The organism is Nocardioides ginsengisegetis, from assembly GCF_014138045.1.
In the GTDB taxonomy this organism is placed as follows: Bacteria; Actinomycetota; Actinomycetes; order Propionibacteriales; family Nocardioidaceae; genus Nocardioides; species Nocardioides ginsengisegetis.
On the sequence record NZ_JACGXA010000001.1, the window covers coordinates 2,274,460 to 2,288,372 of the forward strand.

Below are 13,913 nucleotides of genomic sequence, written 5' to 3' on the forward strand. Positions count from 1 at the left end.
TCGCCGCCCGGCTCCCGGGCGGGCGGGGGTCAAGGGTCGCCACCTGACTCGTCTTGGGCTGACGCGGCATGTCCCCTGTCCTGCGGCAGCGCAGCCACGGTGGTCGACCGGACCTTGTTCCCCGCCCGCCCGAGAGCCCGGGGACGGCCCGGGGACGGCGGGGCGAGCACGCGGGCCCCTCGCGAGGTCCCGTAAAAGGTCGGCGTGGCGCCGCCGACGGCGAACACGGAAGGAAACCACCTGTAGCGGCGACACGGCGACCCAAGGGACTCGCGAGGGGACCGTGGGAGCGCCCCGTCGGCCCCACCCCGTAGCCCGACCTCCCGGGAAGGCAACCCCGCGCAGCGGCAACCGGCCCGCGAAGCGGGCGACAAGCGAGCCGCGCCAGCGAAGCTGGCGCGATCGCCTAGGTTGGTCGTGTGAGCACGACTCTCCCGATGTTCCCGCTCAACGCGGTGCTGTTCCCGGGGGTCAGTGTGCCGCTGACGGTCTTCGAGGACCGCTACCGCGCGATGGTGCACCACCTGCTGCGCGTCGACGACCCGGCCGAGCGGGTCTTCGGGTCGGTCGGGATCCGTGAGGGCTACGAGGTCGGCGACCACGGGGCGCAGTCGTTGTTCCGGGTGGGCTGCAAGGTCCAGCTGACCGAGGTCGAGTCGCACGCCGACGGGACCTTCGACATCGTCGCCGTCGGGCTGGAGCGGATCGAGCTGGAGCGCCTGGACACGACGGGCACGTTCCCGGTCGGGCATGTCCTCCCCCGCCCCGAGCCGGAGTACCTCCCGGTCGCCGAGGAGATCCTCGAGCGGGCGCGCGCCACGTTCACCGCCTACCGGGCGGCGCTGACCGACATCCGCAGCGACCCCTACACCGGCAGCCTGCCCAAGGACCCGACGTACCTCTCCTGGACCCTGGCGGCGGTCGCCCCGCTGCCCATGTCGGAGCGCCAGGCGCTGCTCGAGGCCGAGGACGCCTCGCTGCGGCTGGTGATGGTCACCGACCTGCTCCGCTCGGAGCTGCGGGCCATGAACGTCATCCCGTCGCTGCCGGCCACCGAGGTGGCCCGCACGCGGTGGTCCCCCAACTAGGACGCCCATGGCGAAGAAGTCCTCAGGCGGCACCCCGGCCACCGTCGCCCTGACGCGGGCCGGTGTCGCGTTCACCCTGCACGACTACGCGCACGACCCGCGGGCCCAGTCCTACGGTCTCGAGGCGGCCGAGGCGCTGGGGCTCGACCCCGCCTGCGTCTTCAAGACCCTGCTGGCCACGGTCCACCCTTCGACAGGCTCAGGACAACGCGCCCGCCTCGCGGTCGGGATCGTCCCGGTGTCGGCGCAGCTGGACCTCAAGGCGCTCGCCCGTGCCCTGGGCGGCAGCAGGGCCGAGATGGCTGACAAGACCGCGGCCGAGCGCGCCACCGGGTACGTCGTCGGGGGCATCTCTCCCCTCGGCCAGAAGCGGGCGCACCCGACCGTGGTCGACGCGACCGCGCTCGACCACGCGGTCGTCTACGTGTCGGCCGGCCGGCGTGGCCTCGACCTGGGGCTCTCGCCGGCCGACCTGGTGTCGGTGACGTCCGCGACGGTGGCCGCGATCAGTCGGTGGTGAGGCGCAGCACCGCGTGCGAGGTGTCGCCGTCGCGCCACGCGCTCATGCCCAGCCCACCCAGCGGCTCGAGGTTGTCGGCAGTCTCCTGGTCGTCGCCAACGGCCTTGACCAGCCAGCCGTCGCCCGCGTCGAAGTTGACGAAGATGATCAGCGAGGCCTTGCCGGCATCGGGGACGACGTCCTTGAAGACCGCCGAGTCGCCCAGGCTGCCCCCGTCGAGCACCTGCTTCCGGTAGTCGGCGTCGGGACCGATCGCGATCCAGTCGCCGTCGCTGTCAGACCCGACGAAGGCGCCCTCCTCGGTGCCCATCTGGCCCTGCAGCTTGGCCAGCACGTCCTCGATCGCGGCCGGGTCGCCCTTGACCTTGGCCGCGACCGGCACCCCGTCGCCGTTGGTGGAGTTGAAGAACGTCTCGGGGTCGAAGTCGCTGCCGATCGAGACGGCGATCGAGTCGCCCACGAGCGTCTCCACGTCATCGGGCAGGTCGAGACCGGACTGCTGGGACATGTCGTCGAGGAACTCCTGCGCACTCATGTCGCTGCCGGAGTACGCCGCCAGCTGGTCCGCGATGCCGGAGAACCAGCCCTTGCCGAACGAGGCGCCGATCGCCGCGGCCGTGTCCTCGGGCAGGCTCGCGATCGCGTCGTCGCCCTGGTCGCCGCCGAGGAACTGCCCCTGGTCGACGCCCGGGTCGCCGGCGACCTCGAACTCCAGCGCACCCCCGTCGAAGCGCAGCGTCGCGGCCATCCCCTTGAAGTTCTTGAGAGCGCCGGTCGCCTCGGACGGAGCGGTGCCGCCCATCGGCCCGAAGCCGCCCAGGTTGTCGGCGAGGTAGCTGCCTGCCGCGGGGGCGGCGTACAGGTTGATGATGCCGGCGTCGCCGACCTCGTCCATCCAGTGCTGGTAGTCCTCGTCGTCGGCGAGCGAGGCCTTGGCCGCCTCGTCCGCGACCTGCTGCGCGAGGTCCTCGGTCTCGGCCACCACGGCCCAGTCGCCGTCGATCGACCAGCCGCCGGCACCCTCGGTGTCGCCGGAGCTGCTGTCGGTGGTGCAGGCCTGGATCTTCTTCAGGGCCGCGTCGGCCGCGTCGGCGTCGCTGACCTGGAGGACGAAGACGGGGCTCGGCTGGTCCTCGCCGAGGTCGACAGCGGCCACCGCCGCCCGGTCACCGATCCAGGGCTCGATGTCGTCGTCGTAGTCGAGGCCCTCGCACGGCGACTCCTTCTGGATCTCGTCGAAGATCGCCCGACGGATGTCGTCCTTGATGCCGAGGTCCACGTGGTCGGTGAACGCCGGGAACTTCCGCAGCATCTTCACCGCCTCGATCTTCTGCGATCCCGAGGGATCGAGGTCGATCGAGGCGTAGCCGATGGTGCCGGCGGGCAGGGCCTCGGCCGGCTGGGGGCCGCTGGAGAAGAACGAGGTGGCGGCCCAGATCCCGCCGGCGACCACGAGCAGGCCCGCAACGGCGCCACCCGCCACGAGCGCGGTGCGGCCGGCCGGACGACGGCCCGGACCCTGGGGGTCGGAACCCTGCTGGAGGTACTCGGGAGTGCCGGGACCCGTGGGCCCGTCGGGCGGAAGCGTGCTGGACATGGCGGACCCCCGTCGTCGAGCGGGCGCCGAGCCCGCACTGGTCGATGGGCCCAGATCCTAGCGGTGAACCTCAGGCCCCGGGGCGGTGTCGGCGGCGTCGGGTGAGACCGAAGAAGACCACCAGGAGACCGGCCACCGCACCGCCCGGGAAGGCACGGAAGGGGCTGTCCCCGGAGACGGTGAGCGCGCCGGGCAGCTTGGTGCCGTCCTTGGCCGAGCGGGCGAGGTCGACCGGGTCCGCGGGACCGAAGTGGCTCCCCACACGGTGCATCAGCACGCCCGCGAGGACCGAGGCCCCGAGCACGACCACGAGGGTCAGCACCTCGTGGCGGTCGAAGAGGATGCCGACCAGCAGGGCCGAGACGAAGCCGGCCACGACGGCGACCGCGACGTAGGTGCCGGTGCCGGAGAAGTCGCCGCGCAGGCCCGCCTCGTCCTGGAGCCACTGGTGGTGCACGACCACGCCGGTCGGCGGCGACCAGATCCACTGCCACACCACGCCGGCCAGGGCGCCGGTCACCGCGAAGACCGCGACGATGCCGAGGACCTGCACCACCAGCCGCACGACGACGCCCCGCCACACGGGCGGGGCGTCCACGGGGGCGGCGGGCGGTGGTGTGGTCACGGTCAGCTGGTCAGGCATCCAGGTCCCAGGAGGTGCTTCAGGTCTGCGAAGAGCGCGGAGCTCGGGGTCACCCGGAGCCTATCGTCCAGCCGCATGACGGTCGTCGAGCTGCGGGTCAGCAGCCGCAGCTGCACCTCGGTCATGCCGGGGTGGGAGCCGAGCACGTCGCGCAACTGCTCGACCACCGGACCGGTGCAGCGGGTCGAGGGCAGGCTGATGACGACCGGCCCGGACGGCCCCTCGGAGATGTCGGGAAGGGTGACCTCCTGGCCCATGATCTCGGGCTGGTCCTTGCTCCGCGAGAGCCGGCCCTTGACGGTGATGATGGCGTCCTCGGCCACGAGGTGGCCGGCCAGCTGCCACGAGCTCGGGAAGAGCAGCACGTCGATGGCGCCGTCGAGGTCCTCGAGGGTGACCATCCCCCACGCGTCGCCGCGCTTGGTGATCTTGCGCTGCACCGAGGTGACCAGGCCGCTGATCGTGATCGGCGACCCGTCGGCGCGCTCCTCGTCGAGCATGAGCTGGCCGATGGTGCAGTCGGTGCCGTTGGACAGCACGTGCTCGAGCCCGAGCAACGGGTGGTCGGAGACGTAGAGGCCGAGCATGTCGCGCTCGTGGCCGAGCAGCGTCGTCTTGTCCCACTCGTCGATCTCGGGGATGGTCACCGAGATGCCGAACCCGCCGCCGGCGTCGTCGTCGAGGCCACCGAAGAGGGAGTCCTGGCCGATCGCCTCGTTGCGCTTGATGTCGACGTACTGGTCGACGGCCGTCTCGTGGATCGCGACCAGCGCCCGGCGCTTGTGCTTCATGTCGTCGAACGCGCCGGCCTTGACCAGCGACTCGATCACCCGCTTGTTGCAGACGTGGGCGGGGACCTTCTCCATGAAGTCGTTGAAGTCGACGTAGCGGCCCTTCTCCTCACGGCCCGAGACGATGCCGTCGACGACGTTGCCGCCGACGTTGCGGATCGCGGTCAGGCCGAAGCGCACGTCGTTGCCGACCGGGGTGAAGTTGGCGGACGACTCGTTGACGTCGGGCGGGAGCACCTGGATCTTCATCCGGCGGCACTCGTTGAGGTAGATCGCCGACTTGTCCTTGTCGTCGCGGACCGAGGTGAGCAGCGCCGCCATGTATTCGGCCGGGTAGTTGGCCTTGAGGTAGGCGGTCCAGTAGGACACGAGACCGTAGGCGGCCGAGTGGGCCTTGTTGAAGGCGTAGTCGGAGAACGGGAGCAGGATCTCCCAGAGCGTCTTCACGGCGTGCATGGAGTAGCCGCGCTCGGTCATGCCGGCGGAGAAGCCGGCGAACTGCTTGTCCAGCTCCTCCTTCTTCTTCTTGCCCATGGCGCGACGCAGGATGTCGGCCTGGCCCAGGGTGTAGCCCGCGAGCTTCTGCGCGATGGCCATGACCTGCTCCTGGTAGACGATCAGGCCGTAGGTCTCGCCGAGGATCTCCGCGAGCGGCTCGGCCAGCTCGGGGTGGATCGCCTCGACCGGCTCGCGGCCGGTCTTGCGGCGGGCGTACTTGTTGTGGGAGTCGGCACCCATCGGGCCGGGGCGGTAGAGCGCGCCGACGGCGGAGATGTCCTCGAAGGTGTCGGGGCGCATGGAGCGCAGCAGCGCCCGCATCGGGCCGCCGTCGAGCTGGAAGACGCCGAGGGTGTCGCCGCGCTGGAGGAGCTTGTAGGTCGCCTCGTCGTCGAGCGTGAGCTCCTCGAGGACGACCGTCTCGCCGCGGTTGGCCTGGATGTTCTTGACCGCGTCGTCGAGGACGGTGAGGTTGCGCAGCCCCAGGAAGTCCATCTTGATCAGGCCGAGGGTCTCGCAGGTCGGGTAGTCGAACTGCGTGATCATCACGCCGTCGGCGGGCCGCTTGAGCATCGGGATGATGTCGAGCAGCGGCTCGCTGGACATGATGACGCCGGCCGCGTGCACGCCCCACTGGCGCTTGAGGCCCTCGATGCCGATGGCGGTGTCGACCACGCGCTTGACGTCGTTGTCGGAGTCGTAGAGCTGGCGGAACTCGCCGCCCTCGCCGAACCGCTTGTGCTGCGGGTCGAAGATCTCCTGGAGCGGGACGTCCTTGCCCATCACCGCCGCGGGCATGGCCTTGGTGATCCGGTCGCCCATGGCGAAGGGGTAGCCCAGGATCCGGGAGGAGTCCTTGACGGCCTGCTTGGCCTTGATGGTGCCGTAGGTGACGATCATCGAGACCCGGTCGTCGCCGTACTTCTCGGTGACGTAGCGGATCACCTCGCCGCGCCGACGCTCGTCGAAGTCGATGTCGAAGTCGGGCATCGAGACGCGGTCGGGGTTGAGGAAGCGCTCGAAGATCAGGCCGTGCTCGAGCGGGTCGAGGTCGGTGATCCGCATGGCGTAGGCGACCATCGAGCCCGCACCGGAGCCACGGCCCGGGCCGACGCGGATGCCGTTGTCCTTGGCCCAGTTGATGAAGTCGGCGACGACGAGGAAGTAGCCCGGGAAGCCCATCTGGGTGATGACGCCGACCTCGAAGTCGGCCTGCTTGCGGACCTTCTCGGGGATGCCGCCGGGGTAGCGGAAGTGCAGCCCCTTCTCGACCTCCTTGACCAGCCAGGAGTCCTCGTTCTCCCCCGGCGGGCAGGGGAAGCGCGGCATGAACGTGCCGTTGCCCTCGGTGAAGGAGACGTCGCAGCGCTCGGCGATCAACAGGGTGTTGTCGCAGGCCTCGGGGAAGTCGCGCCACAGCTCGCGCATCTCGGCCGCGGACTTGAGGTAGTAGCCGTCGCCGCTGAAGGCGAACCGCTGCCCCGGTCCGTCGCCGGCGGGGATGTCCATCGTGCTGCCGGAGTTGATGCAGAGCAGGTGCTCCTGGGAGGGCGCGTCCTCGCGGTTGACGTAGTGGGAGTCGTTGGTCGCGAGCAGCGGGATGTTGAGGTCCTTGGACAGCTTGAGCAGGCCGTCGCGGACCCGCCGCTCGATGTCGAGGCCGTGGTCCATCAGCTCGAGGAAGTAGTTGTCCCGGCCGAGGATGTCCTGGAAGTCGCCGGCGGCCTTGCGGGCGGCGTCGTACTGGCCGTAGCGGAGGTGGACCTGCACCTCGCCCGAGGGGCAGCCGGTCGTGCCGATGATGCCCTTGCCGTGCTGCTGGAGCAGCTCGCGGTCCATGCGGGGGTGCTTGAAGAAGCCGTCGCGCCAGGCGCCGGTGGAGAGCCGGAAGAGGTTGTGCATGCCCTCGGTGGTCTCCGAGAGCAGCGTCATGTGGGTGTAGGCACCGCGGGCCGAGACGTCGTCGGGACCGCCGTCGTAGAAGTTGACGCCCTTGCGCTCGAAGCGGGAGATGTTGGGCGCGAAGTAGGCCTCGATGCCGACGATCGGCTTGACCCCGGCCGCCTTGGCCTTCTTGTAGAACTCGTAGGCGCCGAAGACGTTGCCGTGGTCGGTCATCGCGACCGCGGGCATCCCGAGCTCGGCGGCGCGGCTGGTCAGCGCGCCGAGGCGGGCGGCACCGTCGAGCATGGAGTACTCGGTGTGCACGTGGAGATGGACGAAGGAGTCCTGGGCACCGGTGGCCATCGTCGCGTGGGGCTCCTCGAGGTCGTCTGGTGGTGCGTGTGGTGGCGCGTGTGGTGGCGCGTTGGGGCGTGCAGCATCGGCCACGGCCGGAGGCATGGCGGCGATCCTGGGGGAAGGACGTCAGCCTACGCGAACCGTTGGGACGATGGTGGCACCCACCGCCGACAGTCCCGGAGCGCCGCGGCAGTTGCGCCGACTCGGTCAGTCTCGGGCGGAGTCGAGGCTCTCGGTGATGATCGTGGACACGATCCGCGCGAGGCGGTCGGGGCCGAGGGCGGGGGCGCGCAGTGCCAGGGCCTCGGCGATCGCGCGCTCGCGTGCGGGGTCGCGGCCGGGCTCGGGCTTGTGGGGCTGGACGGCCCGGGTCAGGGCGGCGCGGCGGGCGAGGAGGTCGCCGAGCTGCTCGTCCACCTCGTCGATGAGGCCGCGGAAGAAGCTGAGGGGCTCCTCCCCCGGCCAGGCCATCTTGATGTCCGGCGACTTCTCCTCGTTGCCCTCGCCGTCGGTGCGCTCGAGGGCGACCAGGCCGCGGTGCTCGTAGAAGGCGCGAGCGGGGGTGTTGCTCTCGAAGACCCAGAGGCAGAAGCCGGCGGGGCGGAGGCCCTTGACCAGGTCGAGCAGCGCTCCCCCGACGCCGTGACCGGCGGCGTCGGGCACGACGTACAGGTCGTCGAGCCAGGTGGCGGTGGCGCGGGCGTAGCCCACGGGGCGACCGTCGAGCTCGGCCAGCCAGACGTCCTGCTGGGAGAGGTCCCAGGACAGCACCCACCGGCGTACGTCGAGGTCGTCGTGGATGCCCGGCGGCATCGCGCCACTGCGCTCGGCACCGGCGCGGCTGGCCAGATTGACCGCGAGAACGGCCTCGAGGTCCTCGACGCCGGCGGGACGCAGCTGCAGGTCAGTCATCAGCGGGCCCTCAGTGGGCGTCGCGGACGACCTCGAGGGCGTGCGCGAGGTCGTCGGGGTAGGTGGACTCGTACTCGACGTAGTCGCCGCTGTCGGGGTGCAGGAAGCCGAGGCGTACGGCGTGGAGCCACTGCCGCTCGAGGCCGACCCGGCGCGCGAGCGTGGGGTCGGCGCCGTAGGTGATGTCGCCGACGCAGGGGTGCTTGAGCGCCGACATGTGCACCCGGATCTGGTGGGTGCGGCCGGTCTCGAGGTGGATCTCCAGCAGCGAGGCGAAGCGGTGCGCCTCGAGGGTGGAGTAGTGCGTGACGCTGTGGCGCCCGTCGGCCATCACCGCGAACTTGTAGTCGTGCTTGGGATGCCGGCCGATGGGGGCGTCGACGGTGCCCTCGAACGGGTCGGGGTGGCCCTGCACCAGCGCGTGGTAGGTCTTGTCGACCGTGCGGTTGCGGAAGGCGTTCTTGAGCAGGGAGTAGCCGTGCTCGGACTTGGTGATCACCATGACGCCGGACGTGCCGACGTCGAGCCGCTGCACGATGCCCTGGCGCTCGGAGGCGCCACTGGTGGCGATCCGGAACCCGGCCGCGACCAGGTGGCCGACGACCGTCGGGCCGCTCCAGCCGGGCGAGGGGTGGACGGCGACGCCGACCGGCTTGTCGATCACCACGATGGAGTCGTCGTCGTGGATGATCTTGATGCCCTCGACGATCTGGGGGACGACCTCGAGCGGGTCGAGCAGCGACGGGATCGTGACATCGAGGGTGGCGCCCGGCATCACCCGGTCGCTCTTGCCGACGCCCGAGCCGTCGACCAGCACGTGGCCGCTGGCGATCAGCTCGGCCGCGCGCGTGCGCGACAGTCCGAACATCCGGGCCAGGGCGGCGTCGACACGCTCGCCCGCCAGGCCCTCGGGGACGGACAGGACCCGGTGGTCTGCTCCCGCGGTCACTCCCCCGGCTCCTGCGAGGACTCGTGGCCGGACTCAGGGGACGTGCGGGTGCCGTTGATCCGGATCCCGCGGAAGGCCTGCAGCAGGATCAGCCCGGCGGCGACGTTGATGCACATGTCGGCGACGTTGAAGACCGGCCAGTGCGGGAGCATCAGGAAGTCGATGACGTGGCCGCGCAGCGGGCCCGGCGACCGGAAGATCCGGTCGGTCAGGTTGCCCGAGACCCCGGCGAGCAGCAGGCCCAGCGCGATCGCCCAGCCGACGCTGCCGACCTTGCGGGAGAGCGCCAGCACGACGAGGACCGCCACGATCGCCACGCACGTCAGCGCGACGGTGTAGCTGGTGCCGGTGCTGAACGCGGCCCCGGGGTTGCGGGTCAGGTGCAGGACCAGCAGGTTGCCCACCACGGGGACGTCGGGGTGGCCGGTCAGCTTGTCGACGGCGAGCAGCTTGCTGCCCAGGTCGAGGGCGTACGCCGCGAGTGCGACGAACGCGAACAGCCCGGTCAGGCGCGCACCGGGACCGGTGCTGCTGGACGGGTGGGGGGTGGTGGTGGCGTCGCTCAGCGACGTTCCTCGCGCTGCTTGCATGTCATGCACAGTGTGGCACGCGGGAAGGCCATGAGCCGCATCTTGCCGATAGGGTTGCCACACGACTCGCACACGCCGTAGGTGCCGTCCTCGATGCGCTGCAGGGCCCGCTCGATCTGGGCCAGCTTGTCGCGCTCGTTGCTCAGCACGGTCAGCTCGTGGTCGCGCTCGAAGCTGGTCGCGCCCATGTCGGCCTGGTCGTGGCCGGCGCCGTCGCCGGCGTCGCGCATGAGACCGGTCAGCTCCGACTCCTGCTTCTCGATCAGGCCGGCGCTGTGGGTCTGCTGCTCGTGGAGCTCGTCGAGGACCTCCTTGAGCTCGGCCTTCGTCCAGGCGCCTTCGCCCTCCTTGACCACCAGTGCACTCATCGGGGCCTTCCTGGTCGACGCCTTGGCCGCTGCGGCCTTCGTGGGAGCAGTCTTCTTGGCCGCAGCCGCCTTGGTGGCGGGGGCCTTCTTCGCGGGAGCGGCCTTCTTGGCCGGTGCGGCCTTCTTGGCGGCCGGTGCAGCCTTCTTGGCGGGAGCGGCCTTCTTGGCGGCCGGTGCAGCCTTCTTGACCGGGGCGGCCTTCTTCGCGGCCGGCGCAGCCTTCTTGGCCGGAGCCGCCTTCTTCGCGGCCGGCGCTGCCTTCTTGACCGGGGCTGCCTTCTTGACCGGGGCTGCCTTCTTGGCGGCGGGCGGAGCCTTCTTGGCGGGGGCCTTCTTGGCCGGTGCGGCCGGAGCCTCGGCGGTCTTGGCGGAGCGTCGCGAGATCACCTTGCGGGCGGCCTTGGCGGCCTGGCCGGCGAGCGACGTACGAGTGGTGCTTGCCATGGGAACTCAAGGCCTCCTCGGGCCGGGCCACGTGTGGCGGGAGCCACAGTGTGGAGGGAGGGTAGCGCTCGCGGGGAGCGTCTCAAAGTCGGCACACCGTGCGCGACACGCCGAGAGACACCGAACGGCCGACCCCGGTGGGGCCGGCCGTGCCGGTGATCGTGTCGTGCGTCCTCCGGAGAGGGACGCTCAGCCCTCGTCCTCGCCGAGGATCGAACGCAGGCGCTTGGGCGCGTGCTGCTCGTCGCTCGAGGGGGCGGCGGTCTCGGAGGAGCCGTTGAGCGCCTCCAGCTGCTGGCTGAAGTAGCTCTTCAGGCGGGAGCGGTACTCGCGCTCGAAGGAGCGGAGGTTCTCCACCTCGGCGGAGAGCTTGTCGCGCTCCTTCTCCAGGTCGCCGAACATCTGCTGGCGGCGCTCCGCGGTCTCGCTGTCGAGCATCTGCGAACGGGTGCGGGCGTCGGCCTCGAGACGGTCGGCCTTGTTCTTGGACTCGGCCTCCAGGCGCTCGGCCTTGGTGCGGGCCTCGCCGACGATCTTGTCGGCGTCGTTCTTGGCCTCCTCGACGAGCTCGTCCGCGTTGCGCGTGGCGATCTCGAGCAGGCGGGCCGCGGCGTTGGACGCCTGCGGGACCGTCTCGACACGGATCGTCTCCACGGGGCTCGCTGCGACGACGGGGGCCGGCACCGGGGCGGGGACCGGCTCGGGAGCCTTGGTCTCGACCTTCGCGGGCTCGGGTGCCTTCTCGGTGACGACCGGGGCACCACCCTGGGCCGAGGACAACTTCGACCTGAGGTCGTCGTTCTCCTTCGTGAGCCGCGCCAGCTCGGCCTCCACCTCATCGAGGAACTGGTCGACCTCCCCCATGTCGTAGCCCTCGCGGAGCCGGACCGGAGTAAAGCGCTTGTTGCTCACGTCCTCAGGCGTCAGCGGCATGACCTCACCCATTCAATAGATCGTCAAAAGTTACTGTCGGTCGAACAATAGCGCCTGCCCAGAGGCAGGGGTTACTCACGGCGTCACCCGCGCGCCGCACGGCCGGGGCTCACGTGAAGAAGATCTCCCGGTTGATCCGGAGCAGCACGTAGGCGCTGATCATCACGATCAGGAAGCTCAGGTCGAGCGCCACGCTGCCCAGCCGGAGCGGCGGGATGACCCGGCGCAACGCCTTGATCGGCGGGTCCGTGAGGGAGTAGACGACCTCCAGGATCACCAGCAGCGGCCCGGTCGGCGACCAGGACCGGGCGAAGACCTGGACCCAGTCCACGACGAACCGGACCCAGAGCAGGGCAATGAAGAACCACAGCAGGCCCTCGATGACCTGCCCCACGACGTGCAAGAGGATTCCTAGCTCTGGTTGAAGAAGCCGCCCTCGGCGATCCGCTGCTTGTCCTCGGCGGCGACCGTGACATTGGGCGGGGAGAGCAGGAAGACCTTGTTGGTCACGCGCTCGATCGTGCCACGCGTGGCAAAGACCAGACCGGCCGCGAAGTCGACCAGGCGCTTGGCGTCGTTGTCGTCCATCTCGGAGAGGTTCATGATCACCGGGACGCCGTCGCGGAAGTTCTCGCCCACCGTGCGCGCCTCGTTGTAGGTGCGCGGGTGCAGCGTCGTGATGCGGGACAACTCGGCAACCACTCCCGTGGGGGCGGGCGTCGGGCGACGACGCTCGGACAGGTCGGACACGGGGGCGGGACGGGGCTCGCGGGCCTTGGCGGCACGCGCCGGCGCCACGGTGGGCACGTCCTGCGTCTCGTACTCGTCGTACTCGTTGTCGTACCGGCCGGTGTCCTCGAGCAGTCCGAGGTACTCGCCGATCTTGCGCATCGAGCCGCTCATGAGTGTGATCCTCCGGTGGTGACGCACCCCTGGTGAGGGTGCTGATCTGGTGTGTTGACCCTACTTGACACGCGGCCTCGAACCGAGGATCGCGCTGCCGACACGCACGTGTGTCGCACCGTGCCGGACGGCGTGCTCGAGGTCGCCGCTCATCCCCGCGGAGAGCCAGTCCGCGCGGGGGTGGTCGGCGAGGAACCCGGCACGGATGGCGGACAGCCGGGCGAAGGCCCGGGCGGGGTCCTCGCCGAGCGGCGCCACGGCCATCAGCCCGCGCAGCTCGAGCGTCTCCTCCTCCTCGACCCGCGCCGCGAGCGCGGGCAACAGGTCGGCGTCGCAGCCCGAGCGCCCGTCGGCGTCCGGCGGGTCCAGGCTGACCTGGAGGAGCACCTGGAGCGGGTGGGACTGCGCGCCGCGCGCGAGCGGCCCGACGAGCTTGACCCGGTCGACGGACTCCACCACGCGGGCCCAGTCGGCGACCGCGGCGGCCTTGTTGCTCTGGAGCCCGCCGATGAAGTGCCAGCGCAGCCCGAGGTCGGCGCACTCGGCGGCCTTCTCCTGGGCCTCCTGGTGGCGGTTCTCCCCCACGTCGGTGACCCCCAGCTCCGCCAGGAGGCGTACGTCGCCCGCCGGGAAGAACTTCGTCACGACGACGAGCTGGACCGCGGCCGGGTCGCGGCCGGCGTCGGTCGCCGCCCGGTCGATCCGCTCGCGGACGGAGGCGAGGCCGGCGGCGATCTCGTCGCGGCGGCTCATGACATCCACACGAGGCCGGCGAACCGGCCGGCGTCGGCGCCGTCGCGCCGGTAGGAGTGCAGCCCGGCGTCCTCGCGCGTGCAGCGCCCCACCTCGGTGACGCGGACGCCGGCCGCGACGAGCTGGGACCGGACGCCGGCGCCGAGGTCGAGCGAGGGCGTGCCCCAGGTGGTCTGCGCCCAGGTCGAGGGGACGAGCGCGGCGACCTCGGTGCGGAGCGCGTCGGGGACCTCGTAGCAGCCGCCGCAGACGTGCGGGCCGATCCAGCCGACGATGGCGGTGGCGCCGGCGTCGCGCATCCGGTCGACCGCGTGGCCCACGACGTCGAGGGCGACGCCCTGCCGGCCGGCGTGCACGGCGCCGATGACGCCGGCACCGGGGTCGGCGAGGAGGACCGGGACGCAGTCGGCGACCCGGATCATCAGCCCGACGCCGCGGGTGGCCGTGACCAGCGCGTCGCCGGTGGGGACGTCCTCCAGCGGCGGAGGCCCTGGCTCGTCGACCGGGACCACGTCGGCGCCGTGGACCTGGTGGAGCCGGGCGAACCGGACACCGCAGGCCTCCTCGACCCGGGGCAGCTCGGTGGCGAGGCCGGGCCGGAGCTCCTGCAGGTCGACGGTGGAGTCCGTGAAGGCGACGTCCACGTGGACGTCGCCCTCACAGGAGTCGCGGTAGGAGAACAC

The 13,913-nt window shown here is 71.0% G+C and carries 14 protein-coding genes; 2 read left to right on the forward strand and 12 right to left on the reverse strand.

Annotation, left to right across the window (positions count from 1 at the left end):
• Positions 1–419 precede the first annotated feature (419 nt).
• Positions 420–1,088: an LON peptidase substrate-binding domain-containing protein gene (locus FB382_RS10910; protein ID WP_182539080.1), complete on the forward strand. Its 669-nt coding sequence runs from the start codon at positions 420–422 to the stop codon at positions 1,086–1,088.
• A 7-nt stretch (positions 1,089–1,095) separates the two neighbouring features.
• Positions 1,096–1,608, forward strand: coding sequence for a Cys-tRNA(Pro) deacylase (gene ybaK / locus FB382_RS10915; RefSeq protein ID WP_182539082.1), 513 nt, complete (start codon positions 1,096–1,098; stop codon positions 1,606–1,608).
• Here ybaK and FB382_RS10920 read toward each other — a convergent pair.
• From FB382_RS10920 to FB382_RS10975, 12 genes are all read right to left on the reverse strand, one after another.
• Complete coding sequence (locus FB382_RS10920; RefSeq protein ID WP_182539084.1) at positions 1,595–3,205, reverse strand: DUF3352 domain-containing protein; 1,611 nt, start codon at positions 3,203–3,205, stop codon at positions 1,595–1,597. The two genes, ybaK and FB382_RS10920, sit on opposite strands and share 14 nt — an antisense overlap.
• Positions 3,206–3,275: 70 nt before the next feature.
• Positions 3,276–3,848 carry a hypothetical protein gene (locus FB382_RS10925; RefSeq protein ID WP_182539086.1) on the reverse strand — a complete coding sequence of 191 codons (573 nt, stop codon included), beginning with the start codon at positions 3,846–3,848 and terminating at the stop codon, positions 3,276–3,278.
• A complete protein-coding gene (gene dnaE / locus FB382_RS10930) occupies positions 3,833–7,384 on the reverse strand; it encodes a DNA polymerase III subunit alpha (RefSeq protein WP_182541472.1) in 3,552 nt (1,183 codons plus the stop codon). The genes FB382_RS10925 and dnaE overlap by 16 nt, the downstream gene beginning before the upstream one ends.
• A gap of 201 nt (positions 7,385–7,585) precedes the next feature.
• The gene (locus FB382_RS10935) at positions 7,586–8,290 is read right to left on the reverse strand and encodes a GNAT family N-acetyltransferase (protein WP_182539088.1); all 705 of its coding nucleotides are present in this window, start codon (positions 8,288–8,290) and stop codon (positions 7,586–7,588) included.
• A gap of 10 nt (positions 8,291–8,300) precedes the next feature.
• Positions 8,301–9,239, reverse strand: coding sequence for an RluA family pseudouridine synthase (locus FB382_RS10940; RefSeq protein WP_125038613.1), 939 nt, complete (start codon positions 9,237–9,239; stop codon positions 8,301–8,303).
• Positions 9,236–9,829 carry a signal peptidase II gene (gene lspA / locus FB382_RS10945; protein WP_182539090.1) on the reverse strand — a complete coding sequence of 198 codons (594 nt, stop codon included), beginning with the start codon at positions 9,827–9,829 and terminating at the stop codon, positions 9,236–9,238. The genes FB382_RS10940 and lspA overlap by 4 nt, the downstream gene beginning before the upstream one ends.
• Complete coding sequence (locus FB382_RS22165; RefSeq protein ID WP_182539092.1) at positions 9,802–10,641, reverse strand: TraR/DksA family transcriptional regulator; 840 nt, start codon at positions 10,639–10,641, stop codon at positions 9,802–9,804. Before FB382_RS22165 ends, lspA begins: the two co-directional genes overlap by 28 nt.
• Positions 10,642–10,830: 189 nt before the next feature.
• Complete coding sequence (locus FB382_RS10955) at positions 10,831–11,574, reverse strand: DivIVA domain-containing protein (protein WP_246377155.1); 744 nt, start codon at positions 11,572–11,574, stop codon at positions 10,831–10,833.
• 109 nt (positions 11,575–11,683) lie between these two features.
• Positions 11,684–11,968 carry a YggT family protein gene (locus FB382_RS10960; protein ID WP_343055678.1) on the reverse strand — a complete coding sequence of 95 codons (285 nt, stop codon included), beginning with the start codon at positions 11,966–11,968 and terminating at the stop codon, positions 11,684–11,686.
• A 17-nt stretch (positions 11,969–11,985) separates the two neighbouring features.
• A complete protein-coding gene (locus FB382_RS10965; RefSeq protein WP_125038617.1) occupies positions 11,986–12,477 on the reverse strand; it encodes a cell division protein SepF in 492 nt (163 codons plus the stop codon).
• A 60-nt stretch (positions 12,478–12,537) separates the two neighbouring features.
• Positions 12,538–13,230, reverse strand: coding sequence for a YggS family pyridoxal phosphate-dependent enzyme (locus FB382_RS10970; protein WP_182539098.1), 693 nt, complete (start codon positions 13,228–13,230; stop codon positions 12,538–12,540).
• Positions 13,227–13,913 carry a laccase domain-containing protein gene (locus tag FB382_RS10975; protein WP_182539100.1) on the reverse strand — a complete coding sequence of 229 codons (687 nt, stop codon included), beginning with the start codon at positions 13,911–13,913 and terminating at the stop codon, positions 13,227–13,229. Before FB382_RS10975 ends, FB382_RS10970 begins: the two co-directional genes overlap by 4 nt.